This is a genomic window from Corynebacterium sp. HMSC05E07 (assembly GCF_001807225.1).
GTDB lineage: Bacteria > Actinomycetota > Actinomycetes > Mycobacteriales > Mycobacteriaceae > Corynebacterium > Corynebacterium singulare.
Map to the genome: position 1 here is coordinate 28,989 of NZ_KV788275.1, position 23,612 is coordinate 52,600.

At 61.8% G+C, this 23,612-nt stretch carries 20 protein-coding genes, 2 tRNA genes and 1 other RNA gene; 7 read left to right on the forward strand and 16 right to left on the reverse strand.

The genetic code is table 11. The annotated features are described in order from the left end of the window. Positions 1-12: 12 nt before the first annotated feature. Positions 13-201 (reverse strand): hypothetical protein, encoded by a 189-nt coding sequence (locus HMPREF3149_RS11675; protein ID WP_042531708.1) that lies wholly within the window; start codon positions 199-201, stop codon positions 13-15. Between the two features lie 210 nt (positions 202-411). On the opposite strand from HMPREF3149_RS11675, the gene HMPREF3149_RS11680 reads away from it, so the two are divergent. Then, a complete protein-coding gene (locus HMPREF3149_RS11680) occupies positions 412-1,683 on the forward strand; it encodes a galactokinase family protein (protein WP_070538353.1) in 1,272 nt (423 codons plus the stop codon). Here the strand turns inward: HMPREF3149_RS11680 and HMPREF3149_RS11685 are convergent. The 5 genes from HMPREF3149_RS11685 to HMPREF3149_RS11705 all read right to left on the reverse strand — a co-directional run bounded on the left by HMPREF3149_RS11685 (position 1,680) and on the right by HMPREF3149_RS11705 (position 6,336). Next, the gene (locus tag HMPREF3149_RS11685; RefSeq protein WP_070538355.1) at positions 1,680-3,095 is read right to left on the reverse strand and encodes an RNB domain-containing ribonuclease; all 1,416 of its coding nucleotides are present in this window, start codon (positions 3,093-3,095) and stop codon (positions 1,680-1,682) included. The genes HMPREF3149_RS11680 and HMPREF3149_RS11685 overlap by 4 nt on opposite strands. A gap of 36 nt (positions 3,096-3,131) precedes the next feature. Continuing rightward, positions 3,132-3,565, reverse strand: an RNA gene (gene rnpB, locus HMPREF3149_RS11690) — RNase P RNA component class A. 15 nt (positions 3,566-3,580) lie between these two features. Continuing rightward, positions 3,581-4,774, reverse strand: a complete 1,194-nt coding sequence (locus HMPREF3149_RS11695; protein WP_070538358.1) for a bifunctional RNase H/acid phosphatase — start codon at positions 4,772-4,774, stop codon at positions 3,581-3,583. Next, positions 4,771-5,487, reverse strand: a complete 717-nt coding sequence (locus HMPREF3149_RS11700; protein WP_070538359.1) for a zinc ribbon domain-containing protein — start codon at positions 5,485-5,487, stop codon at positions 4,771-4,773. The genes HMPREF3149_RS11695 and HMPREF3149_RS11700 overlap by 4 nt, the downstream gene beginning before the upstream one ends. Further along, positions 5,488-6,336, reverse strand: coding sequence for a Nif3-like dinuclear metal center hexameric protein (locus HMPREF3149_RS11705; protein ID WP_070538361.1), 849 nt, complete (start codon positions 6,334-6,336; stop codon positions 5,488-5,490). Between the two features lie 105 nt (positions 6,337-6,441). Between HMPREF3149_RS11705 and HMPREF3149_RS11710 the strand changes: the two genes are divergently transcribed. Then, positions 6,442-6,933, forward strand: a complete 492-nt coding sequence (locus HMPREF3149_RS11710) for a low molecular weight protein-tyrosine-phosphatase (protein WP_070538363.1) — start codon at positions 6,442-6,444, stop codon at positions 6,931-6,933. Positions 6,934-6,943: 10 nt separating this feature from the next. Further along, positions 6,944-7,912 (forward strand): SURF1 family cytochrome oxidase biogenesis protein, encoded by a 969-nt coding sequence (locus tag HMPREF3149_RS11715; protein WP_070538365.1) that lies wholly within the window; start codon positions 6,944-6,946, stop codon positions 7,910-7,912. Positions 7,913-8,452: 540 nt separating this feature from the next. On the opposite strand, the gene HMPREF3149_RS11720 is transcribed toward HMPREF3149_RS11715, so the two are convergent. Together HMPREF3149_RS11720 and HMPREF3149_RS11725 are read right to left on the reverse strand one after the other, a co-directional pair. Continuing rightward, positions 8,453-8,528, reverse strand: a tRNA-Val gene (locus HMPREF3149_RS11720). A gap of 101 nt (positions 8,529-8,629) precedes the next feature. After that, positions 8,630-9,067, reverse strand: coding sequence for a DUF3052 domain-containing protein (locus tag HMPREF3149_RS11725; protein WP_042531732.1), 438 nt, complete (start codon positions 9,065-9,067; stop codon positions 8,630-8,632). Between the two features lie 172 nt (positions 9,068-9,239). Between HMPREF3149_RS11725 and aceE the strand changes: the two genes are divergently transcribed. Further along, positions 9,240-11,996 (forward strand): pyruvate dehydrogenase (acetyl-transferring), homodimeric type, encoded by a 2,757-nt coding sequence (aceE, locus tag HMPREF3149_RS11730; protein ID WP_042531733.1) that lies wholly within the window; start codon positions 9,240-9,242, stop codon positions 11,994-11,996. A gap of 230 nt (positions 11,997-12,226) precedes the next feature. On the opposite strand, the gene HMPREF3149_RS11735 is transcribed toward aceE, so the two are convergent. Next, positions 12,227-13,246 carry an alpha/beta fold hydrolase gene (locus HMPREF3149_RS11735; RefSeq protein ID WP_070538367.1) on the reverse strand — a complete coding sequence of 340 codons (1,020 nt, stop codon included), beginning with the start codon at positions 13,244-13,246 and terminating at the stop codon, positions 12,227-12,229. 26 nt (positions 13,247-13,272) lie between these two features. Between HMPREF3149_RS11735 and HMPREF3149_RS11740 the strand changes: the two genes are divergently transcribed. Continuing rightward, on the forward strand, positions 13,273-13,575 hold the full coding sequence (locus HMPREF3149_RS11740) for an acyl carrier protein (RefSeq protein ID WP_042531738.1): 303 nt from the start codon (positions 13,273-13,275) through the stop codon (positions 13,573-13,575). Then, positions 13,572-14,351, forward strand: a complete 780-nt coding sequence (locus tag HMPREF3149_RS11745) for an HAD-IIA family hydrolase (protein ID WP_042531740.1) — start codon at positions 13,572-13,574, stop codon at positions 14,349-14,351. Before HMPREF3149_RS11740 ends, HMPREF3149_RS11745 begins: the two co-directional genes overlap by 4 nt. A gap of 15 nt (positions 14,352-14,366) precedes the next feature. Here HMPREF3149_RS11745 and HMPREF3149_RS11750 read toward each other — a convergent pair whose 3' ends face one another. The 3 genes from HMPREF3149_RS11750 to HMPREF3149_RS13200 form a co-directional block, all read right to left on the reverse strand. Next, positions 14,367-14,801, reverse strand: coding sequence for a hypothetical protein (locus HMPREF3149_RS11750; RefSeq protein ID WP_042531742.1), 435 nt, complete (start codon positions 14,799-14,801; stop codon positions 14,367-14,369). A gap of 363 nt (positions 14,802-15,164) precedes the next feature. Then, complete coding sequence (locus HMPREF3149_RS11755) at positions 15,165-15,968, reverse strand: serine hydrolase domain-containing protein (RefSeq protein ID WP_070538369.1); 804 nt, start codon at positions 15,966-15,968, stop codon at positions 15,165-15,167. A gap of 10 nt (positions 15,969-15,978) precedes the next feature. Continuing rightward, positions 15,979-16,614, reverse strand: coding sequence for an excalibur calcium-binding domain-containing protein (locus HMPREF3149_RS13200; RefSeq protein ID WP_083280870.1), 636 nt, complete (start codon positions 16,612-16,614; stop codon positions 15,979-15,981). 154 nt (positions 16,615-16,768) lie between these two features. Here HMPREF3149_RS13200 and HMPREF3149_RS11760 point away from each other — a divergent pair, with 154 nt between their 5' ends. Continuing rightward, complete coding sequence (locus tag HMPREF3149_RS11760; protein WP_070538371.1) at positions 16,769-18,409, forward strand: alkaline phosphatase D family protein; 1,641 nt, start codon at positions 16,769-16,771, stop codon at positions 18,407-18,409. 144 nt (positions 18,410-18,553) lie between these two features. On the opposite strand, the gene HMPREF3149_RS11765 is transcribed toward HMPREF3149_RS11760, so the two are convergent. From HMPREF3149_RS11765 to HMPREF3149_RS11780, 4 genes are all read right to left on the reverse strand, one after another. Then, a complete protein-coding gene (locus tag HMPREF3149_RS11765) occupies positions 18,554-20,170 on the reverse strand; it encodes a mechanosensitive ion channel family protein (RefSeq protein WP_070538373.1) in 1,617 nt (538 codons plus the stop codon). Between the two features lie 51 nt (positions 20,171-20,221). Further along, positions 20,222-21,820, reverse strand: a complete 1,599-nt coding sequence (locus tag HMPREF3149_RS11770) for an ABC transporter substrate-binding protein (RefSeq protein ID WP_070538375.1) — start codon at positions 21,818-21,820, stop codon at positions 20,222-20,224. A 46-nt stretch (positions 21,821-21,866) separates the two neighbouring features. Continuing rightward, positions 21,867-22,943, reverse strand: a complete 1,077-nt coding sequence (locus HMPREF3149_RS11775) for a trimeric intracellular cation channel family protein (protein WP_371440989.1) — start codon at positions 22,941-22,943, stop codon at positions 21,867-21,869. 81 nt (positions 22,944-23,024) lie between these two features. Next, positions 23,025-23,101 (reverse strand) — tRNA-Ile (locus HMPREF3149_RS11780). Positions 23,102-23,612 lie beyond the last annotated feature (511 nt).

The following is a 23,612-nucleotide window of genomic DNA, read 5'->3' on the forward strand; positions in this document are numbered from 1 at the left end:
TGGCTGTGGCCTTTAGTAGTCGTCTTCAGCTTCATCCTCGGCATCGGCAGCCGCGGTACGAGCGTTAGCAATCTCGATGGCGTGCTCGGCGGCCTCACGGGAGTCATACGGGCCCATACGGTTCTCCCAGCCAGAAACCTTGCCTTGGGTAACCTCACCGGTAGATGGGTCATAGAACCACTTGTTGTCAGCGTCAGCCATTGTTTTCTCCATTCTGAGACTCGTATCTCTACGTTGTGAATCGGGGAATGCGGAGACCTCTCCGGTTTCGGTCACCGGAAAAGTGCACCGTCGATTCGATGCACCCCACACTACAGACCCCTCGTGAGCCATGCGGCTAGAATGAACAGGTCACTCTCTCCTGCCCAGCCGCAGAGAACATACCGCCACCAGCAAAGGAGTACTTCCCCGATGCCCCTGTGGACCGCCCCTTCAACGCCGGTCATCGACCGCGTACGCACCGCACACAATGAGAACGTCGGTACCGAGCCCGCTCACATTGCGAGTGCCCCAGCCACGTGGTCGCTCATTGGTGAGCACATTGATCACTACGGCGGCATCGCCATCATGGGGCTGTCGGACCTGCGCGCAGCGGTAGGAGTCAGCCCACGTGACGACGGCACCGTCACCGTTCGCTGCCTCAACGCTGACGGCAGCACGACCGAGGATTTCATCACGTTGGATAAGGTCTCCGCCCTCGCCGCTGAACAGCAGCCCAGCGTTGATTCTGAGGGCCAGCCGGTGAAACCCCCGGCACCGGCAGGAGGCCTTGCCGCGCGTTTAGGCGGCATTATCCACACAATGATCACCCGCCAGCTGCTCTCCCGCGAGACCACCGGCGCGGACATCACGGTGGTCACCGACATCCCAGATAACGCGGGACTGGGTGCGGCAGCAGCGATCGACATCGCGACGGCTCTCGCTCTGCTGGGCAGCGCTGACGATCCGCACGACGCCCCGCTGCGCGCGCGTCTGGCTGAGGTCTGCTCGCAAGCAGTCGGGACTTTCGCACACTTCCCGGCTCTGCGCGCCCGCCATTCCGCAGCGCTGCGCGGAACTGGTGAATCCATCACCATCATCGACTATGCCGATGGTTCCGTCACGCAGGCTCCGCACCCAGTCAACCAGGACCTAGCAGCTTGTGTGCTCGCCGTACCAGGTGACTTCGACTGCGAAGAGGCTATCGCCGATATCCGCACCCGCGAGCGCTTCGTGGATGACGCTTGCCGCGCCTTCGGCACGGAATCGCTGCGTCTGTTGCCGGACGCACCGCAGCGCGTTCTCGACTGGCTGGCGGCCGTCCACAAAATCCACGGGCCAGAAAATCAGCCCACGATTCCCCAGGCCACCGCATGGCTGACTTTCTACGCAGAGGAAACCGATCGTGCCCAGGGCCTGGCCCGTGCGCTGCGGTCCCGGCGCGGAATGGAACTCTTCCCGCTGCTGACGCAGTCACAGTCAGCGTTGGCTACGGTGTACGGCTTCGACTCTGCCGAAAAGCTCGCCCAGCTGGCCACCGCCCGCGGTGCTGTGGCAGCACGTTCGGCGCATGCCGGAACGTCGACGGCGGTCATCGCCTATGTTCCTGCTTCCAAGGCCACCAACTTCGCCGCTGATTTGGCGGAAGATGGCTTGCTTGTGGTTCCGCTCAACGCGGGCGCGCCGGCAGTAACCGAAAGCTAGTCGGCCGGCCAAGCGAAGAGTACGTCGCGCTCCGCTACATCGGCCTTGACGAGGGACACGGTCGTCTCGCTGCCGGTTGCGGGCTGGCCCACGGCCTCCCCCATCACAGGAGGCTCGAGTACAAAGAGGCGGGCCTTCTCGCGCTTCTCGCTGCCGTCGAGCACAACAGCTTCGAAGTTCGTGCCCTCCCACGGTGCGAGGACGGTAGCCTCCGTGAGGTTGAGGCAGGCCCTGTCCACCTGGGAGGCCAGCTGCGATGTCGAGCGCATCGTGGAAATGACCGCAGCAGCGCGCTCGCGAACCCACTCCGGGATCTCGTAGCCGCCACTGAGCGCCAAGCAGACCTCGGTAGCGAAACGATCCACGAGGCGCCGCAGCGGCGCCGTGACGTGGGCATAGTACCCACCAATACCAGCGTGGACATCAGCCGGGGATTCCTCCAGCCACACATAATCCGCGCCGCGCAAGAGGCGTTGGGCTTCACGCATGACCGCCATGCCACGGGGCGAATCAGCATCGACAGAGTGCAAGAACTCTGAAATGGACTGCCCTTCCAGCGAGAAGCCCAGAGCTTGAGCTTCGGAACGGAATTCGGCTTCAGCCTCCGGTGTGGCAGCGGCCAACGTGCGCAGGAAACCGACGCCGTGGGATTCCATGAGTCGGCCCGCACACATGCCGGTCAACAAGGAAATTTCCGAGTTGTAGTCCATGACTTCATAGCGCGGCTCGATAATGAGCTCGTAGTGTCCCTGTTCCTCAGCCTGCCCCGAGTCAGATGTCTCGGAGACCCGCTGGGAGGGCAGACGCAGGTTGATCGCGTCTCGACGCAAAGAGGAAGCCTGGCGCAGCTTGCCCACCTGTGGCAGCAATGCGATGGAGGAATGCAAGGTGCCGTTCTCTAGATCCTCGTGGACCTGGTCGTAGTCAAGGCGTGCGCGGTTGCGCACGAGGGCGCGCTCGACCGAGAAGTCCTCTACCTCACCGGCGGAGTCGAGGTCGAAGGTCCAGAGGACGGCGGGCCGGTCGACGTCGGCAAGCAGCGAGGCCCTATCCTCTGAGAGCTCCGCCGGGTGTAGCCGCGCTGGGTCATCGGGGAGATAAATGGTCTGCCCGCGCTTGAGAGACTCCTCTTCTAAAGCTGAGCCGGGCTCGATGAAGGCGGCAACGTCCGCAATGGCGTAAAGCACGCGGTAGCCACCATCGCGGGCCTCAATGAACACGGCCTGGTCCAAGTCCATGGAACCGGCCGGATCGATGGTGACGAAGGGAATGTCCCGGGCGTCCCGACGCTGGTCTGCGTAGCGATCCTGCGCGGCGGCGGCCTGTGCGGAAACCTCAGACGGGAAGTCGGTGGGGACGGAAAATTCTTCCGCGATGGCGCGGAAATCCAACGGTGCGGCATAAAGCTTCATGCCGCCCCATTGTTCCAAAAAATTAACGTGTAGGAGCGAATGAGCCAACCTATAAGCCGGATTCTGTACCGCGCACGCGGCGCGGCGGTAAACATCCATCCAGGCCAACCGTTGCCAGTTGGCTCAAGCAGCTACCTTCAGACTTCGGCGAGCAACCTACTGACGTCTGATCGGGCCCGCATTCGTGGCGGGCCGTGATGCCTTGCTCCCAGTGGGGTTTACCCAGCCACCGCCATCGCTGACGGTGCTGGTGCGCTCTTACCGCACCCTTTCACCCTTACCGCTCCACTTCGCCGCGCCGAAGCGTAGCGGAGTGCGCGGCGGTCTACTCTCTGTTGCACTTGCCCGCGGGTCACCCCGGGTTGCTGTTAGCAACCACCGTGCTCTGTGGAGTCCGGACTTTCCTCGGCCCGCGCCTAGCCCCACACATGGGGGCCGGTTCGCTAGGACGCGTTTACCCGGTCGGCTCATTCGCTGGTGCTAGTTTATCCCAGCGCGCCCAGATGCCCCACATCGTTGAATCGGTGCAGGACACCGCCCTCTGCGAAGAACTCAACCTCGCTCAAAGACGCCAGCCCCAAGAAGAGGTGGTTCGGGGTCTGCGGGCCGGAGTCGAGTGCTTGGCGGATGAAGGATTTAATGGGGTTGACGTGGGAGACCACGAGCACCGTCTTGCCTTCGTAACGCTTCTGCAGGTCACGGCGGGCGGCACTGACGCGGCGATGCACCGCGCGCAGAGATTCACCGCCGGGGCAGGCCACGGACGTATCCGTGAGCCACTGGGCATGGAGTTCGGGGTCGGCGGCATCGGCCTCGGCGAAAGTCTTGCCTTCCCAACGTCCGAAATCGACCTCGATGAGCTTGTCCACAGTTTCAACGCGCAGGTCTCGGCCTTCCACCACCGCGGAGGCCGTCTGCTGGCAGCGGCGCAGTGGAGAGCACACGACTGCGTCGATGTGGGTATCGGCCAAGGCTTGGGCGGCTGCTAGCGCTTGCTTCTTACCCAGATCGGTGAGCTCCGGGTTGGCGCGGCCGGAATACTGTTTGGCAGCGGACATGGCTGTTTGGCCGTGGCGCAGCAGGATAAACCGGGTCGCGGGACCGGTGTCGGGGCGCCAGTCGGACACCGTAGTGGGCCCTATGGCCGGCTCAGTGGAGGTCGCCGTGCTTTCCGACGTCCCCTCCTCGCCCACCGGTTCCTCGCCCACGGTGTCATCGGTTGTCGCCGCAGCGTCAGAATTCTTTGGACCGACGATGCCGACAGGCTCACCGGCTGCGGCGGCATCCATCGCCACGTTGGAGAGCTCGTCAGCCACCTTGTTCTGTGCGCGCGGAACCCAGTCGAGGGTGTAACTGCCAATCTGGTTAAGCAGACGGCGGGCCTCAATGGCGAGCTTCTGCATGTCTGGGTGCTTGATTTTCCAGCGCCCGTTCATCTGCTCCACCACGAGCTTGGAGTCCATGTAGAACTCCACCTCGTCCGCGCCCATCTCCACGGCAGCCTCAAGGCCGCGCAGCAAGCCGTGGTATTCGGCCACGTTGTTGGTGGATTTCTGGCCTACAACGTAGGCGATTTCCCGCAACAGCTGCGAACGGTCGTCGTTGTAGACCGCGGTGCCGGAGCCGGCGATGCCGGGATTGCCGCGGGAACCGCCATCAGCAAAGATGACGAGTTTCATGAGGCAGGGCGCACGAGGTAGGAGCCGCAGTCGCTGCACTGCGGGACAACGTCGGCAGCCGCGTTGCGCACAGCATTCTGCTCAGCCGGAGGCAGCACGATGAAGCAGCCGCCACAGGCGCGGCCGGTGAAGGCAGCGGCGCCCACGCCGTTCTCCTCGCGGACGGTGTCATAATCCTCAATGACCTCAGCAGGCAACTGCTCACGCAGCTCGTTGATGCGCTCTTGCGGGTCCGGCTGGTTATCAGCAGCTTCCTTCGCTGCCTCGGCCGCACGCTTGAGTACCTCAAGCTTGCGCTCGGAGTCGGAGACCTTGGCGCCATGCACGTCCAGGTTGGCGCGCAGTGCATGGATCTCGTTGTGAGCTTCCTGCAGCTCGCTCATGAGATCAGCAATACGGGACTTCGCCGCGTACAGGTCGTGCTCCAGGTCCTTGCGCTGTTCTGGGTCTGTAGCAGCACCGAGCTGTGCCTTGTCATCGCGCTCGCGTTGGCGCAGCTTTCGCTCATCGGCCTGGATGCGGAGGATTTCCAGCTCCATGTCATCGACGGCGAGTTGGGCGGAGCCGGAGGCGTCGACAAGCCGGGCGTGTGCGGCCTGTGCCTTCTCGTACTCCTCTTGTTCTGGGATGGTGGGCGGTCCACCGAGCGCCTGTGTGCGCTGCAGGGTGGCCAGCTCGAGCAAGGTCTGCTGCAGGTCCTGTGACAGTTTCATTTAGTTCTCCTTCTGCGCAGAAATCGTCCAAGGGTCGGTGCGGAGATCAATAATCTCGGTATTCACGCGCAATGCGCCTTCCACAATATCGCGCGCCTGGGCGGTCCAGGGAAATTCGCTGGCCCAGTGGGCGGTATCCACCACGGCCGGGCCTTCCGGATCCGCCAGGTCGGCCGCGCGCAGGTGCTCATCCACCGGGTGATGGCGCAGGTCAGACGTGACGTACACGTCCACGCCCAGTGCCGCCGCCTTATCGAGGAAGGAATCACCCGAACCGCTAGAGACGGCCACTCGTTTAACCATCCGCTCCGGATCCCCGGCGGCACGCACACCCCATTCGGTCTCCGGAAGGGCATCGGCTACCCGCTGAGTGAACTCGCGCAGAGTGATGGCCTCCGGCAGCTCGCCCACGCGGCCCAGCCCCAACGCCTCCTCGAGGTTGTCATACGGCTCTACGGGAACAATGGGTCGACCCGGCGTGATGCCGACGAGCTCTGCCAGTCTGTCATTGACACCCGGGCGCGCTTTGTCCGCATTCGTGTGGGCCGAGAGCAATGCAACACCGTTGCGGATGAGGGTGTGAATGACCTTGCCCTTCGGGGTATCAGCAGCAACCGAGGTCACCCCGCGCATGAGCAACGGGTGATGCACCACGAGCATGTGGGCACCAAGTTCCACAGCCTTGTCCGCCACCTCCTGGGTGCAGTCAAGGGCGAAGGCCACGGTGCTCACCTCGTCCGTGGGGTCACCGCAGACCAGGCCCACGGCATCCCAGGACTCGGCGAGCTCTGGCGGGTATGCCTCGTGGATGACGCGGCGGATGTCACCGACGGTCGTGCGTTCTGCCATCTCGTTTGCTCCTTTGTTGAAGGTGGGTTTCACGTCAGTCGCGTTGCTGCTATATCCTAGCTTTCGTTCGCCAGCGCACCCTCGATATCTTAAGGAGTCCCCTCCATGACGCCTCCGGAGAACGACAACCAGCTCCACATCGTATTCGTCTGCACTGGCAATATCTGCCGCTCCCCCATGGCTGAAATCATCACCCGCGATGCCATGGAGACCGACATGCTCGATCTCCTTGCCCGCGTATCCTCGTGTGGTCTCGGCGGCTGGCACGTTGGCCAGGGAGCCGATGAGCGCGCCGTGGCCGAGCTGCGCCGCGGCGGCCATGATGGTGCCAATCACCGCGCTTCCCAGCTCGGTGAGGAGCACATGGACGCCGACCTGTTCGTGGCCATGGACACTGGCCACCGCGATGCCCTCCTTGAGCGCGGTATCCCTAAGGATAAGGTGCGCCTCATGCGCAGTTTCGACCCGAACTCTCCTGAGGACGCCAGCGTCGAGGATCCGTTCTACGGCACTGACGAGGACTTTGAGCGCACCCGCAAGGAGATCGACGCGTCCGTGCCGGGCCTACTCGAGTGGATTCGCGAGCAGCGCGACTAGACTGGTCCTCATGCTGAAGACGTTCCTCAAGCCTGGGTGGGTCATCCTGCTCATCATTGTCGTCGCCTTTACCTACTTCGCTTTCACGGTGCTCGCACCATGGCAGCTGGGTAAGGATGATCAGATTGTGGAACGCAACCACCTCATCGAAGAGGCCTATGAGTCTGACCCGCAGCCGATCGAGGATGTTTTCTCCGCTGAGGGAACGCTGAACAAGGAATGGACCCGCGCTGAGGTCACCGGCCACTATTTGCCGGATCAGGAAGTACTGCTGCGCCTGCGCCCGGTGGGCTCAAGCCCGGCTTTCCAGTCCCTCGTCCCCTTTGAGAGCACCTCGGGCACGACCTATCTGGTTAACCGCGGCTGGATGCCCACCGATGAGGGCAACGCCGTCCCTCACATCGATAAGGCCCCCAGTGAGAACGTCACCATCGTGGCCATGGCCCGTACGGACGAACCCCAGCACACGTCCGCCCCCACGGAGCAGCAGGGCTACACGCAGGTCTACTCCATCAATACGGAGCAGATAGCAGGGCTTGTCGGCGTCCCCCTCGCCCACGATTACCTCCAACTCTCCCCGGATCAGCCCGGCGAGCTTCACGCTCTCCCAGTGCCGAAGCTCGACCGCGGAAACCACCTGTCCTACGGATACCAGTGGATCGCCTTCGGTATCATGGCACCCCTGGGCTTGGCCTACTTCGTCTGGTCAGAAATTCGGGAGCGCCGCCGTGCCCGTGAGGAGGAAGCTGCTCTCGCCGCTGCTGCAGCCGCTGTAGACGGCCCCACCACAGCCGAGCTGGAGTCTGCCTCCGACTCCGCACCTGCGTCCACTGGGTCCGCGGTGTCTACCGACGCCGCACCGCAGCCCACAGCACCGGCCTCCCCTGCTTCCTCCTCGCGCCGTTCCCGCTCGCGCTACGGCTCCTCCAAGCCGGACTTCTACGAAAAGATCCGCAACCGCGGCCAAGACCGCTTCTAGCGTCACCCCCGTCCCCCGTGGGACAGCCGTGAGATCGCGAAAGGGCCACGTCCTAGCAGTGTAGGAAGTGGCGCTTACATGGTGCGGCCTGAGGTGTCCGAGTTCACGACATATTTGACACCCTGTTCCTGCGCGAGCAGTCCTGATGCTTGACAGGTGAGTCGCGACAAACTTGACACTTAGCCCACCCTTACCGTGTCGAATGATGCTTGACAGGTGAGTCGGGACATGTTTGACACCATGAACAGTCCCAACCGCAACCTCGCCATCGTCAAAGCAGGCTAAGACCTCAGTGTCGCCGGTAGGACTAAGAAGCCCCTGCTCCACTCAGCGTAGGCGGCATCGTGCTCATGCTTGGGCTATCCCGATGCTTCTCGCGCACGCGGCAGGGTTCCTGCAAGGAGGGCCTCCGGGAACAGAATCAACCTTTCCAGCGCTCTGGGCAAAGCGAAACCGGCACCCCAGAACAAAACAAACTGAGATGCCGGTTTGTCAACGATGTCGCGACTCACCTGTCAAGCATGTCGCGACTCATGACAATGGTGCGGCCTGAGGGGATCGAACCCCCGACCTACTGGGTGTAAACCAGTTGCTCTTCCAGCTGAGCTAAAGCCGCAGTGCGCTTGGTGCGCTCGCACAAGATTAGCTTACGGGCACCCGCAGTAACAAATCAGGGCCTCCCCCGACACCGAGAATGCCCGCTGAGCAGTGAAAAGTTTAAGGCTTCTTGGTGTAGCCGCGCGCCACGAGGCAAGAACCCTGCCACTCACCAAGGCGCTCAGCCTTGGTCTGCACCAGACCTGCCAGCTGTGCGGATTCGGAGATCTCACCCGGTTCAAGGTTGCCCGGCTTGCCGGCACCCGGGGTGAGCAGCCAGATTCGGCCAGAATCACCGAGCGGACGGGTGGCGTCCACGAGGCCATCGACCAAGTCGCCATCCTCAGCGCGCCACCACAGCAGCACGACATCACACAGCTCGTCGGTCTCCTCGTCGAGGAAGTCTTCTCCCAGCACGTCTTCAATGGACTCGGAAATCGTGGAATCGCAGTCCTCGTCCCATCCGAGTTCGAGGGCGATCTGCCCCTCCTCGATACCGAGCTTGGCCGCAGATCCGGTCACGTGTTGAGTTCCTTCCGATGGAGTCGTCGTTGTCATGCAGAGTATTTTAACGTCTGCCGTGCACATTTTCGCGCTGAACCACCCCTATTCCTCCCCAGAAGTGGACATTTTCCCCCGTAAAAGCACCACAAGGGACCTCGACGTGTCTCCCTAGTGAGAGACGCGTATCCTTGTGACAGATCTTTGTACCCCGAACCAGGAGGATTCAATGGCTGATTTGGACGCTGTCAACGGCGACTCCAACTTCCCCATCGTCCGCGATGGTGTAGCCGCGTACCTGCACGACTCCGACCCGGAGGAGACCCGCGAGTGGATGGATTCCCTCGACGGTCTGCTTGATTCTTCCGATCCGGAACGTGCCCGCTACCTCATGCTGCGCCTTCTTGAGCGTGCCACCGCCAAGCGTGTTCCACTGCCGTCCCTGACGTCTACGGACTTCGTTAACACCATTCCGACCTCCCTCGAGCCGGAATTCCCCGGCGACGAGGAGCTAGAGAAGCGCTACCGTCGTTGGATCCGCTGGAACGCCGCCATCATGGTGCACCGCGCACAGCGTCCGGGCATTGGCGTTGGTGGCCACATTTCCACCTACGCTGGCGCTGCCCCGCTCTACGAGGTGGGCCTGAACCACTTCTTCAAGGGCAAGGACGATCCGTCCGGCGGTGACCAGATCTTCTTCCAGGGCCACGCCTCCCCGGGCGTCTACGCCCGCGCCTTCATGGAAGGCCGCTTGACTGAAGAGGACATGGACAGCTTCCGCCAGGAGCACTCCCGCGGTGAGAATAAGGGCCTGCCTTCGTACCCGCACCCACGCCTGATGCCGGACTTCTGGGAGTTCCCAACTGTTTCCATGGGTCTTGGCCCGATTAATGCTATCTACCAGGCTCGTTTCAACAAGTACCTGGAGACCCGCGGCATCAAGGACACCTCCAAGCAGCACGTGTGGGCCTTCCTCGGTGACGGTGAGATGGATGAGCCGGAGTCCCGTGGTCTGCTACAGATGGCGTCCCTCTATGAGCTGGACAACCTCACCTTCGTGGTAAACTGTAACCTGCAGCGCCTGGACGGCCCGGTGCGCGGTAACACGCAGATTATCCAGGAGCTGGAGTCCTTCTTCCGTGGCGCCGGCTGGTCCGTCATCAAGGTCGTGTGGGGCCGCGGTTGGGACAAGCTTCTCGACGCTGACAAGGAAGGCGCCCTTGTCAACATCATGAACACCACGTCGGATGGTGACTACCAGACCTTCAAGGCCAACGATGGCGCCTACGTGCGTGAACACTTCTTCGGCCGCGATGAGCGCACGCTCAAGCTGGTTGAGGACATGACCGATGATGAGATCTGGGCACTGCGCCGTGGTGGCCACGACTACCGCAAGATCTACGCTGCGTATGACAAGGCTCTGAGCTACGCCGGCACCGGCCGCCCGACCGTCATCTTGGCCCACACCATTAAGGGCTACGGCCTGGGCCACAACTTCGAAGGCCGTAACGCTACCCACCAGATGAAGAAGCTGACGCTGGAGGATCTCAAGCTCTTCCGCGATAAGCAGGGTATCCCGATTTCGGATGAGCAGCTTGAGGCTGATCCGTACCTGCCGCCCTATTACCACCCGGGTCCGGAGACTCCGGAAATCAAGTACATGCTGGAGCGTCGTAAGGAGCTCGGTGGCTTCCTGCCGGAGCGCCGCGAGAACTTCACCACGCTGACCACCCCGGATCTGTCCAAGCTGCGCTCGGTGCGCAAGGGCTCGGGCAAGCAGGATGTGGCCACGACCATGGCTCTGGTTCGAACCTTCAAGGAGCTCATGCGTGACAAGGAGCTGGGCAAGCGCGTTGTGCCGATCATCCCGGATGAGGCCCGCACCTTCGGTATGGACTCCTGGTTCCCGACCTTGAAGATTTGGAACCCACGCGGCCAGAACTACGTGCCGGTGGACCATGACCTCATGCTCTCCTACCGCGAGGCTACTGACGGCCAGATCCTCCACGAAGGTATTTCTGAGGCCGGCGCTGCCGCGTCCTTCACCGCCGCTGCAACCTCCTACGCCACCCAGGGCGAGGCCATGATTCCGCTGTACATCTTCTACTCGATGTTCGGCTTCCAGCGCACCGGCGATGCCTTCTGGGCCGCCGGCGACCAGCTGGGCCGCGGCTTCATCATCGGTGCTACTGCCGGCCGCACCACCCTGACCGGTGAGGGCCTGCAGCACATGGATGGTCACTCCCCGATCCTGGCATCGACCAACCCAGCGGTTGAGGTCTACGACCCAGCCTTCGGCTACGAAATTGCTCACCTTGTTCCGCGCGGTATCGAGCGCATGTACGGCGAAGACAACGAGCCGATCATGTACTACATCACCGTGTACAACGAGCCGGTGAAGCAGCCGGCCGAGCCGGAGAACCTCGACGTCGAGGGCCTGCACAAGGGCATTTACCACTACAACACCGCTGAGTCCGGCTCCATCCCGGCCAACATCCTGGCCTCCGGTGTCGGTGTCTATGAGGCGCTGCGTGCCCAGGAAATCTTGGCCGAGCAGTTCGACGTCAAGGCTTCGCTGTTCTCCGTCACCTCGTGGGTCAACCTGGCCCGCGATGGCGCTGCCCGCAACAAGGAGGCCCTGCAGAAGGGCAGCACCCCGACCGAGGCTTTCGCCACCTCCCAGCTCAAGGGCTTTGAGGGACCGTACATCGGTGTCTCCGACTTCGCCACGGACCTGCAGGAGCAGATTCGCCCCTACGTGCCGGGCGAGTACATCGTCCTGGGCACGGACGGCTTCGGCTTCTCCGATACCCGTGAGGGCGCTCGCCGCTTCTTCAACAACGACGCCGAGTCCATCGTCGTCGCCGTCCTCGAGGGCCTGGCTCGCGAGGGCAAGGTGGAGCGTAGCGTCGTGGAGCAGGCTGCCCGCGACCTGAAGATCGATGACCCGACGGCTACCTTCGCCGCCTCCTCCGATGAGGACTAAGGCTTAGGGCTAAAAGCTTCACGCCCTCCAGCCCCTTCTGTCCCGCTTCGGGCAGAAGGGGCATTCTCATGCTCAAAGCCACAACGGCAACTGCCCTACCTGACAATTTTTCTTCCAAAAATTGAGGCAGGGGCGACAACTTTGGCAGATAGGGCAGTTCAGCCACCGCGCGGGGCTCGGCCGCCAACAGCAAAGGGCACGACCGCTATCAGCAAAGGGCTCAGCCGCCGTCAGCGGGAACTAGCGAGCACACGGTCAAGGACACGGCCCAGCGCCTTAGAGACCTCGAGTGGTTCCTCCAGGATGACCATGTGTCCGGCACCCTCGATAGCGGTAAACGTTGCTGCGGGCCAATGCCGAGCAATGACCTCGGACTGGCGCTTCGGGGTGACGATGTCATAGTTGCCCACGACGATTTCCCCTTGGATATCACGGAGCCGAGCCGCCGCACCGAACTCGGAGTGCTCCACCAAGTCATCAAAGAAGCCAGCGTAGCTCGACATCGGCGTGTCGAGCAGCATGGAGACGTGGAACTGCAAGCTGTCCATCTGCGGGAAACCTTGCAGGAGTGCGGCGAACGCGGGTGTGACCACCGCTGCTGCCTCGAAGCGCGCGCGATTCATGCGATCGGGAAGGCGCAGGCAGGCACTGTAGATCGCACCGAGGGTCCGCGATTCCAACATGCGGGCCATTCCCTCGGCAGCAAAGCGCTGCATCGACGTTGAGACCAACAGCATTCCCTCGATGCGCTGGGCCACCTGACGTGGGGCACGCCGCAGAAGATTGAGCGCAATCATGCCGCCCATGGAGTGGCCCATCACCACCAGCGGCCCAGTTGCGGCGCGCTCAGCAATAACTGCGAGAACATCATCGGCTGCGCCCCGCACGGTGCACTCAGAGGGAGCGACGTGGGTGGAGCGGCCGTGGCCGCGGACATCGACAAGCAAACAACGCACCGAGGGATAGTTTGCGCGGACATCCGCAACCTGCGAATAGAAGCTCTCCGCCGACAAACAGTAACCGTGAATAAAGACCGCGGTTACCTCGGCATCCGCTGGCCCGACTTCATACCAGGCCACGCGCACGCCCTCGTTGTCCACGAAGCCAGTGGCGCTGACCTGCGTCAAACCAGGCTCGGTAGTGAGATCATGCAGTTGGGAATGGACGCCGTGCTCAACGCGGCGCATCTGCGGGCGAACGCGGCGCGCCCAGCTGCGGGCGATTGCGGAGGAGCGTGCTCGAATAATCATGACATTTCAATACTAGACTGATACACATGGCTAACGACCTTTCCGCACAACTGGCCGCCCGCTTTGGCTCCGAGCCGGCCGAGTACACCGATTCTGCTTCCGCTGGCGATACCTATGGTGAGCTCACCCGCCTTATCACGAAAGTCACGGGAATTGAGGAGGGCTTGGAGCGCAACGCCCTCTTGGAAGACCTTGGGGTGGAGTCGCTTGAGCGCATTGAGCTGGCCATTCGCCTTGAGGAAGCCTGCGGGGTGCGGCTGACTGAAGAAACAATGCTCTCCGTGAAGACGGTGGGCGAACTTGCTAATTATTTGGAGGAACACTCGTGATTTCTTATCTCTCCGACATGGACGGCGTGCTCATCAAGGAAGGAGATATGATTCCCGGCGCGGATAAGTTCATCCAGGCGCTGAAGGATAATGACATCGAGTACATGGTGCTGACTAACAACTCAATGTCGACCCCGCGGGATCTTTCCGCCCGCCTTAAGAACACTGGCTTGGACATTCCGGCAGAGCGTATTTGGACCTCGGCCACGGCCACCGCAGCTTTCCTCTCGAACCAGGCGGGCCTGTCTACCGCCTATGTGGTGGGCGAGTCAGGCCTGACCACCGCACTGCACGAAGCAGGCTGGATTCTCAATGAAACGGAGGCAGACTTCGTGGTGTTGGGTGAGACGCGCACCTACTCCTTTGAGGCCATCACGACGGCCATCAACCTCATCCGCAATGGTGCTCGCTTCATTGCCACGAACCCTGACGTCACTGGCCCCGCACCGCAGGGAGTGCTGCCGGCTACGGGTGCCGTGGCCGCACTCATCACAGCGGCGACCAACCGCGAGCCCTACTATGTGGGCAAACCCAACCCGGTCATGATGCGCAGCGCTCTGAACAACATTGGCGCGCACTCGGAGAACACCGTGATGATTGGTGACCGGATGGATACTGACGTCAAGTCGGGCCTTGAGGCAGGCATGCGCAGTATCCTCGTGCGCTCTGGCATCAGTGATGACCGCGAGATTGAGCGCTACCCGTACCGCCCGACGCGCATCATCGATTCCGTGGCGGACCTCTCGGAGCGCATCCTCGATCCTTTTCAGGACTAGGGCTGTGAAACGAGCCTAGAGCGCGCGCCGGACTGCACCTTTAAAGCCGTACTCCCCTGCCAGCATCTCTACTGCGCGGCCTAGGGCTTCCAGCTCGCTGGGCGTGCCGGTAAGGACCTGGCGGCAGCCGATGCCCACGCTGGGGCCACCGCCGAGCGTCATTCCACTCACCGGGTCCCAGTCGGCATCGCGGCGCCAACGGGTACACCACTGCGCGGTGAGTGGGTCATCGCCCGGCACGATGAATTCGCTCTCGCTGCGGATGCAGCGCGCCATGGCACGCTCGATAGCCGGGCGCAGGCCGCGGGGCATGCCCGAAATCTGCAGGACCGCTGTGCCGACTTCACCGCGGGCGCGGTTGGGCCAGCTTTCTGCGGGGCTGCCGACAGGGCTCGCTGACGTGGCCGGCGCAGATGCGTCGGCGTGCTGCGGGTGAACGCGTAGATTCACTCCTTTGTCTCCTTTGACGTCCGTGTGATGGCACGCCGGCCTGCGCCGACGCAAGACGAGCTTCGTCTTCCCCTACGAACTTGCCTTCATCACGCCACACGCTGAGCTCAACCTTGGGCCAAGCCGCACGTGGCTTCGGTGCGTCTGAGTTGCCCACAATTTTCCTCCGCCACTTAAGCCTCAACAACCCTCAACCTGCACTTAAGCCCCCGCTATCTCAATCTCACCTTGAGACTTCTCCCCCGAAATCCGCCACACGAATCACTTTCGCAACACTAATGCTCATACGCACCAGCTATGTGCCGCCACCACAGGTACCCCACTACCCCCGTTGCACCCACAGCCGGCCACGGCACGGCATAGCTACTGCGCCTGGCACTCCTCCCAGATCGCCGTGTTAGCCTCCGCCCACAGCGGTTTGCACCAGTCTCCAAAATCACGGTCAGTCAGCGCCACCATGGCCCAGTCACCGGCAACCCAAAGGTAGGTGCCACTCATGCCGAAGTGCCCCACGGCGTCAGTTGGCAGGCCACCCATCCACTGTTCCTTCTCCCCATGGATTTCAAAGCCCAGTCCCCACGTGCAGTCCTTAAAGCTGCCATAGCCTGGCACGATGCCGCGCAGTCCGGGGAACTGTACGCTGCGCATCTCGTCGACAGTGGAGGGAGCAAGCAGCTGCGGGGACTGCACCTCACGGGCAAAGGCCGCGAGATCATTAACGGTGGAAACCACACCGTGGCCCGCCGAACCTTCGAGGGTGGTCGCGCTCATTCCCAGCGGGGCGCACACTCCCTCCGCAAGGTAGTCAGGGAAAGAAAAGTCGGTAGCCTTCTCCACCACCTCGGCGGCCCACTCATAGCCCGCCGAAGAGTAAATGCGCCGCTTTCCCACCGGCTTCTGAAGTTCACGCGAATCAAAGCCCACGCCCGAAGCATGCGCCAGCAAGTGACGCAGCGTGGAGCCTTCCGGACCAGCGGGCTGATCCAGCTCCACCGCGCCTTCTTCCACGGCCACCATCACCCCATAGGCAGCCACAAGCTTGGTCACCGACGCTACTGGGAAGCGGCGTGTGGCATCACCCACCTGCTCCACCACGTCGCCGCGGTGCAGCAATGCACCGGCAACGGTGTCGACGGGCCACGATTCAATGGAAGAAAAAGCGCTCATGCGCTCTAGCTTAACGAGGATCCCTCTCGCAGCCTACGCCATCACCGTCTCTGTCGAACTTGGAACGAAAACCCGGATCGCTCGGGTAAATCGGACGACCAAGTGCGTTCCACACATCGAGGCAACGACCATAGGAAGCCGGTGCTGGCTGCGGGGCGGGAGCAGGCTTCGGAGCGGGTGCCGGAGCTGGTGCGGGCGCTGGAGCAGGGGCAGGAGCAGGGGCGGGAGCAGGGGCAGGAGCAGGCTCATGCTTCGGCGCTGGCGCAGGTGCAGGTGCAGGTGCAGGTGCAGGAGCCTGTGGTGAAGGGATAACGCCAGGAAGTGGATTCGGGATAATGCCCTGCTGAACCGCCCAGAACACGCCTCCGGCGGCGGCTGCGAGTACTGCCGCAGCAATGCCCACGCCGAGGGCGATCTTCTCCCCCTGAGAAGACTGCTGCTCCTCAGCATCAGATGCGTCGTCCTTAGCGGGGGACTCGAAGCTCGAGGTAGAGGTTGGGTCAGCATCGGACTCAGGGGCAGTAGACGCCGGAGCGACAACCTCCGCGTCGACAGCGCCAGTCTCTGCATGAGCAGGGACCACGGCGAAAAGAGACAGTGAAACAGAAACAGAAGCGGCGAGAACCGCGCGAGAGAACTTTGTCATAAGTACTTGTTATATCCCGTAACACCGCCGCCGAGGAAATCTCACTACCCCGGGGGTAAAGCACACGTAACAGGCTGGAAAACGGCATTTAACCGGCGAGCGAATTCTCGCGCCCCAAGTTGCGGAGACGCTTCAGGGGAGAAACCTTTGAAACATGCGCCGTTCCTTCTCTCGTCGCCGCCTCCTGCACGCCACCGGCCTGGCCACCGCCACGGCCGCTTCACTCGCCGCATCCTCCGCCTCCGCAGCAGATCCGAACGCTTCCGCCTCCCTCGGCCTCGTTGAGCCGCCGGAAGGACAGCTCCCCTTCGTGCACGGAGTGGCCTCGGGAGATCCGATTCCGGATTCGGTCATTTTATGGACGCGCGTAACACCCACGGAGGAGGCGCTTCCTGGCAGCGGCGTGGGCCCAGCAGTCACCGTGGAATGGGAAGTGGCCCGGGATGAGGGGATGGGGGACGTCGTCAAGCGTGGCCACGCCCACGCCACCGCGGACCATGACCACACCGTCCACGTGGACCCGCACGGCCTCGAGCCGGACACGGTGTATTTTTACCGCTTCCTCGTAGACGGTGCCTCCTCCCCTATTGGACGCACCAAGACCGCACCCGCCGCGAATGCCTCCCCGGACAAGCTCACCTTTGGCGTGGCCTCGTGTGCCAATTGGGAGTCCGGTTTCTTCAGCGCCTACCGGGACATCGCACAGCGAGCCCGCGGTGGGCAACTGGACTACATGGTCTTTTTGGGTGATTACATCTACGAGTATCGCTCCGGCGCCTACTCCGGTTTCGGGCCGGTTCGCCTGCACCACCCAGCGCACGAGATTACAACGCTGGCGGATTACCGCACGCGCTACGGACGCTACCGTACCGACCCGGACTTGCAGGAAGCCCATGCAGCGCTGCCATGGGTCGTGGTATGGGATGACCACGAGATAGCTAACGATAACTGGGCCGGTGGCGCTGAGAACCACAGCCCCGCCACGGAAGGCAGCTGGGCCGCGCGACAGTCAGCGGCAATGCGCGCCTACTTCGAGTGGATGCCGGTGCGCGCCACCGCGCCATCCGAGGCTGGGCATCTCTACCGTTCCCTCACCTTCGGTGACTTGGTGGAGCTGACCATGATGGACCTGCGCACCTACCGCGATGAGCAGGTGTCCTGGAATCCCGTGGCTTTCGCCCAAGAAGGCCGCTCAATGCTGGGCTCGGAGCAGTACGAGTGGCTGTTGGGCAAGATTGAGACCTCGCAGGCCACGTGGAAAGTGCTGGGCAATTCCGTCATGTTCGCCCCACTCAATCTCATTTCTCTACAGGAGAACTCCATGACGGCGCAGGTGGCTGCGGCACTGACGGACAACATCACCAGTATCCCCATCAACGGTGACCAGTGGGATGGGTACTCCGCCGAACGCCGTGCGCTTATCGACGCCCTCCCCACCCACACCCTTTTTCTCACCGGTGACATTCACACCGAATGGGCCCACGCCATCACTACAGGCAGCCGAGTTGTGGGGGCCGAAATGGTGTGCGCATCCGTCTCGGCGCCCAATATCAACGAGGCGCTCAACCTGCGACAGGGAAACACCGTCTCACAGACCGCACAGCAGCTCCTGCGCGCAGCGAACCCGCACTGCCATCACGTGGACTTGGACAGCCACGGCTACAGCTTTGTCACCATCACCCGCGAGGAGGCACAGATGCACTGGCTGCGAGTGGAGGACCTGCTTAAACCTGGTTCTCCGGTTCACGAGGCGGTCTCGATGACATTCAAACCAGGCGTTGGTTTCGTGTCATAGTCCTCGCTGGCGTTAACGAATGCGCCACGAGTAGCGATAAACACAATGTAGCGCTTCACCGCGTTGCATCCCTATCACTCATATTTCTCATGTGCTCTCCCGAGCGTCTCTCACAGAGCCGCGTTCGCCTAGGGAGTTCCCCGCTTAGTTCGCAGGGGCTGACTCGACGGTGTCGGTGGACGCTGCGGTGTCTGGGGAAATCGATTCCACGGTATCCGTCACATCGCCCGTGCGTGACCCGTCATCTCCTTCAGTAACCGCAGGTGTGGCTGCTGTGTCACCGTCGTGCGCCTCCTCTGGTCGTGGAGCCACAGACGACTCGTTGCGTGGGGAGGCTTCCGCGCCGTTTTCTGTGCCTTCTTCCCTGTCACTCGCAGCGGGCTCCGCTGCTGGTGCGTCGTCCTGCGAGGCCTCGCGTGGGGCTGTTTCAGGCGCGGTCTGCTGCTCCGAGGACTCAGCCGCGGTGGCAATTTCATTCATCCACCGCGAGGGCGACAGCCAGCCCGCATCCACGCCATCCGGGTTTGCTGACGCGAGCAGCAATGCGCCAACAACAGCAAGCCCGGCACATAGGCCGGTCGTGGACGCGCGTACTCGTCCGCCTATGGTCCAGAAATAGTCCCACTTGTTCTTTGGGTGATCTGCGCGCCAAATTCCGCGAGTGTGCTCATCCGGCTCGTCTTCCTTGTCGCGCCCCGAATAAGCTGGGCGGCCTGGCCCATTGTCAGTGCTCATGTCCGTATTCGCTACAGCCCCCGCTACCGCCTGCGATGCCTGCCCCGAATCCTCACGTTTAGCAGCGGCATGCTGGTTCGTGGTCGGCACAGAGCTAGTTATCGACGTCTCAGCGTGGGTATCACTGCCCGTCGGTGTGCTCACGGAGTTTGTCGCCGTGCGATCCAAGGGGAACTCATCCGGAATGGCCTCTGGATGGGGGAGCTTGTACAGATCCCAGAAGAACGCGAGCAGCGCCGAGCGGATCGCACGTTCAACTGCCCACTGACGGGCAGGGTTGACCCGCACGAGGACACGGTACTTCACCTGCCAGGGTTGACCGGCAACGGTCGGCGCCACAATTCCGGTAGCGGGAAGCACATCGAGTTCACCATCCACGTCATCACGAATATCCGGTGTGCGGATCGCGTGCTCCGAAATCTTTTCCACTCGAGCCGTAATGTCAGGAAGGCTGTCTCCCTCATGGACCGGGATGGCGATGTCCACCACCGCACGGGACCACTCCTGGGAATAGTTTGTCACCACGCCTGCTGAACCGTTGGGCACCATAACCACCTCGCCGGTGGGAGTGCGCACCGTCGTCGTACGCAAAGTCAAGGACACAACAGTTCCCTCCACGCCCGTCACGCCATCGAAGCTCACATAATCTCCGACGCCGAACTGCTTCTCCGAGAGAATGAAGAAGCCGGCAAGGAAATCACCGATGATTTTCTGCGCACCGAAACCGACCGCGGCTGAGACCACGGTTGCGGGGATGGCCGCACCGAGTGCAGGTACGCCCAGGTTGGCGAGTGCAGCCACGACGAGAAGAAAATACGCCACGGCTTGGGCAACGTAGACCAGAGCGCCTGCCAAGGCTAAGCGCGCCTTGGTTGATTCCTCGTTCTCATCCAAGCGGGATTCGATAACCCGCACTGCCAGCCGTCCCACGCGGGGGATAAGAAGCACGGTGAGCAGCATGCCCAGTAGCGGCAGGCCATGATCGATGAAGGCCTGCCAGAAGGTGAAAAAATAGTACCTCAGCATTTCACTAACTCTAGCCGCGCACCCTGCCAGAAGCCTTGGAGGAAGAAGCGATTACGTGCGGTGAATGAGATAATAGTTCGGCGTGGGCTTCCACGTGTAGCTAGCGGGAGCAATGTCCTTGCCATAGGCCCCAAGTGCCTTTGAGGTCCACAGCGGAATCGCCGGCATAGCGTCCACCAGAAGATCCTGGGCCTGCGCGTAGTACTCGTGGGCCTCAGCCTTGGAAGCGGCCTTGCCGGCTTTCTTGAGCAGATCATCGAATTCGCCGTTGCTAAATCCGGACTCATTTGCCGCCGAGTACGACGCAAACAGTGGTGCGAGGAAGGAAGATTCATCCGGGTATTCTGCCTGCCACACGGTGCGGAAGGCTCCCGTGATGTGGCGCGCAGTGACTTCTTGGCGCATATCCTTGAACGTTTCCAAGGGACGACCTTCACAGGGCACGCCGAGGGTATCCGTCATCTGTTGAGCTACAGCTTCGACCCACTTCTGGTGGCTGCCATCCAGGTTATAGGCAATGCTGAAGGTCCCTTCAAAGGGATCCATTTTCTCTGCCTTCTCCCAGAGTTCGCGGGCCTTTTCCGGCTGGTAGGTCAGCGCCTCTGCGTCGGTGGGTGCGGGTGGCATCGTGCCATGAAGTGGTGCCACGAAGCCATTGGCCGGGATTACGGTGTCGTAGAAGACCTCGCGGGCCAGCTTCTCACGGTCCACTGCCATAGACAGGGCGCGTCGGCGCAGACGGCCTGCCTCGCCGCGGAAGTTCGAGGCATTAGCCGGGATGGTGATTTCCATCATGGACCCCACCGGCTTGCTTACTGCCTGGGAACCCAACTCATCTTCGAAGGTGGCCAGCTTGGAATCAGGGATCTGGACAAGCACGTCCAGATTCCCTGCCACCAAGTCCTTGTAAGCGTGATCCTCTGAGGGATAGATTACAAACTTGATTCCCTCGTTCTGCGGGGTACGCGGCCCCTCATAGCGAGGATTCGGCACGATTGTGAGAGCTTCTTCGCGTTCCCACGAGACCAACATGTAGGGCCCGTTGCCGATGGGATCCGTGCCGCGCTCAGTCAGTTGATTTTGATCCTCAGAGCGCATGGGGAAGAAGACGGAGTAGCCCAAGCGCTCGAGGAAACCCGCGGTGGGGCGAGAGAGCTCAATGCGGAAGGACTTCTTCCCCGTTACGCTCAAGCCGCGCATGGTTTGCTGACCCTCGTGGAACCCCAGGATGGGCTCGAAATTATAGGCCGACAGCAGTGACTGGCGTACAGCCGTATTCCACGTATCAACGAAGTCTCGGGCGTCAACCTCCGAGCCATCGGAAAACACTGCGTCATCCCGGATGACCACGTCATAGGTCGTGTCGTTGACTTGGGTGACGGACTCCGCCATGTCATAGTGCGGGTTGCCGTCCTTGTCCAAATACATCAGGCCGGAGTACACCAAGTTGATGATGGTCTGACCCGGAACGTCATTGGAGTCTGCCGGGATGAGGGATTTTTGGGGTTCGGAGATATCGGTCGTAATAAGGTCTAGTCCTGAAGTATCGACGTGTGCGGACTCATCCGCGCAGCCTGTAACGGCCGCCGCGCCGACGCACGTCACGGCCAGAGCTAACACTACGCTGAGACCGGACCGGACAGATCGCACCCTTGACTCCTTTCTTCCGCACCCATTTTAACCTATTTTTCAGGTTTTAATTATCTCGGTTCTCGTAGCGGTGCATAAGTTTCTCAACCAGCTCATCTGTAAGCTTCTCATCGGCCAAGATTCGGTCCAGAAGCTCGCGCGGCGAAGGCCCTTCGCTGTTCTGGGCATCGTAGGAATCACCGCTAAGGTCTACACCGAAATCAGAGTGGGCGTCAGAAGAAGCTGCCGCCATCTCTGCAGACATCTCGGCGACTTCCTCATTGAAGGAATCGAGGAACTCTGAGGCGTCGATAGTCGCGTCTGCTCGGCGCTTACCCGCGCGCACTTCACGTTCAATACGTCGCTGCAGTGCTTTCTCCATCTGGTTATGCCGCCACGCACGGAGCTTGGTCGGCTCCAGACGACGGCCCACAGCGCGGCCCTTGTTCTCCGCCTTGCGCGCCATCACCATGACATACGCCGCAGTGTCATTAACCGGCGCCCACTCTTGACGGGCAGGAATGCGCCAGCCCACCCAGATGCCCAGCATGGTCAGCACAAAGGACACGATTGGGCCCAAAATGACACCGTAGGCCAAGAACCCGGTGGCATCCGCCCCCAGCACGACCAGTGCACACGCCACTGCCGGGATAACAGTCGGCGTGTTGTCACCAAAGACCGCCGGTTCACGGCCCATCGCAATGTCACGAATCATGGAGCCGCCAGTCGCTGTGAACACACCCATCATGATGCAGGGAATGAAGGGCAGGCCGTAGGCAATGGCCTTGAGCGCGCCTGTCGACGCCCACAGTGCCGACACCACCGCATCACCATGGGATTGCACATAATCCCAGGTCTTTCCCTTGAAGTAGACAAAGCGCGCGATGATTGCGCCTGTAAAAGCCAAGTAAAGGTACTCCGGCTGACTCATCGCCGCCACGGTGCCGCGGTTGATGAGCACGTCACGGATCATGCCTCCACCCAGGGAGGAGAACATCGCAATGAAGAAGAAGCCGACGATGTCATAGCCGCGCTGGCGGGCAATGGTGCCGCCGATCATGCCCATGAGAAGGACTCCGATGATGTCGGACCAGTAATACAGCGACTCGATTAACGGGTCCATCTCAACACTCATGTGGGTCATGGTAACTGCTAGCCCGCAGATTCTCGCATTGAGGTTCGCTTCGCCCGCCAGCGTCGTGGCGACGCTCGACAGCGAGCCTGATGGTGGGGCCACCGGGGCTCGAACCCGGGACCAACGGATTATGAGTCCGTAGCTCTAACCGACTGAGCTATAGCCCCGCGTATTCATTACTCATGTGTCCGCTCCGGCTCACAGCCAGCCGCGCCACACTCAGCAGCGAATCCGCTCCCCGCAACATTAATCGGCAGGACCCTCAAACAGCAATTTGCGGCAATGACTCCCCCACTAGTCTGCTGCACTTCTCGGTCTCACCGAGCCCTCGGAAGCGCCGAGCAGTGCCACAAGCGCGACAGCACCAGCAAAAGCTCAGCCCCCATTTGGGCCACTGATCCGGAATCCACCGAGAACCAGAGCCTTCGAACAGCACACCAAACTGCCGGACAGAACACACCCCATCAGGGCTAACTTCACACGCTCGCAGGAGCACCGAGAAGCATCGATGACTGCTACACATGGACGCGCCTCATCCCCGCTTACGCGGGGAGCACTCCACAAGCTTCAGGCCGGGGTACGCGTGCCCGGGCTCATCCCCGCTTACGCGGGGAGCACCATTCCAGTGAGTCCGCGCCCTCGAGGTCATCGGGCTCATCCCCGCTTACGCGGGGAGCA

What these genes read in the sequence shown, in the direction of transcription:
- HMPREF3149_RS11675 (WP_042531708.1), bottom strand. Translation starts at nt 201, where the DNA reads ATGGCTGACGCTGACAACAAGTGGTTCTATGACCCATCTACCGGTGAG.
- HMPREF3149_RS11680 (WP_070538353.1), top strand. Translation starts at nt 412, where the DNA reads ATGCCCCTGTGGACCGCCCCTTCAACGCCGGTCATCGACCGCGTACGC.
- HMPREF3149_RS11685 (WP_070538355.1), bottom strand. Translation starts at nt 3,095, where the DNA reads ATGAAGCTTTATGCCGCACCGTTGGATTTCCGCGCCATCGCGGAAGAA.
- HMPREF3149_RS11695 (WP_070538358.1), bottom strand. Translation starts at nt 4,774, where the DNA reads ATGAAACTCGTCATCTTTGCTGATGGCGGTTCCCGCGGCAATCCCGGC.
- HMPREF3149_RS11700 (WP_070538359.1), bottom strand. Translation starts at nt 5,487, where the DNA reads ATGAAACTGTCACAGGACCTGCAGCAGACCTTGCTCGAGCTGGCCACC.
- HMPREF3149_RS11705 (WP_070538361.1), bottom strand. Translation starts at nt 6,336, where the DNA reads ATGGCAGAACGCACGACCGTCGGTGACATCCGCCGCGTCATCCACGAG.
- HMPREF3149_RS11710 (WP_070538363.1), top strand. Translation starts at nt 6,442, where the DNA reads ATGACGCCTCCGGAGAACGACAACCAGCTCCACATCGTATTCGTCTGC.
- HMPREF3149_RS11715 (WP_070538365.1), top strand. Translation starts at nt 6,944, where the DNA reads ATGCTGAAGACGTTCCTCAAGCCTGGGTGGGTCATCCTGCTCATCATT.
- HMPREF3149_RS11725 (WP_042531732.1), bottom strand. Translation starts at nt 9,067, where the DNA reads ATGACAACGACGACTCCATCGGAAGGAACTCAACACGTGACCGGATCT.
- aceE (WP_042531733.1), top strand. Translation starts at nt 9,240, where the DNA reads ATGGCTGATTTGGACGCTGTCAACGGCGACTCCAACTTCCCCATCGTC.
- HMPREF3149_RS11735 (WP_070538367.1), bottom strand. Translation starts at nt 13,246, where the DNA reads ATGATTATTCGAGCACGCTCCTCCGCAATCGCCCGCAGCTGGGCGCGC.
- HMPREF3149_RS11740 (WP_042531738.1), top strand. Translation starts at nt 13,273, where the DNA reads ATGGCTAACGACCTTTCCGCACAACTGGCCGCCCGCTTTGGCTCCGAG.
- HMPREF3149_RS11755 (WP_070538369.1), bottom strand. Translation starts at nt 15,968, where the DNA reads ATGAGCGCTTTTTCTTCCATTGAATCGTGGCCCGTCGACACCGTTGCC.
- HMPREF3149_RS13200 (WP_083280870.1), bottom strand. Translation starts at nt 16,614, where the DNA reads ATGACAAAGTTCTCTCGCGCGGTTCTCGCCGCTTCTGTTTCTGTTTCA.
- HMPREF3149_RS11760 (WP_070538371.1), top strand. Translation starts at nt 16,769, where the DNA reads ATGCGCCGTTCCTTCTCTCGTCGCCGCCTCCTGCACGCCACCGGCCTG.
- HMPREF3149_RS11765 (WP_070538373.1), bottom strand. Translation starts at nt 20,170, where the DNA reads ATGCTGAGGTACTATTTTTTCACCTTCTGGCAGGCCTTCATCGATCAT.
- HMPREF3149_RS11775 (WP_371440989.1), bottom strand. Translation starts at nt 22,943, where the DNA reads ATGACCCACATGAGTGTTGAGATGGACCCGTTAATCGAGTCGCTGTAT.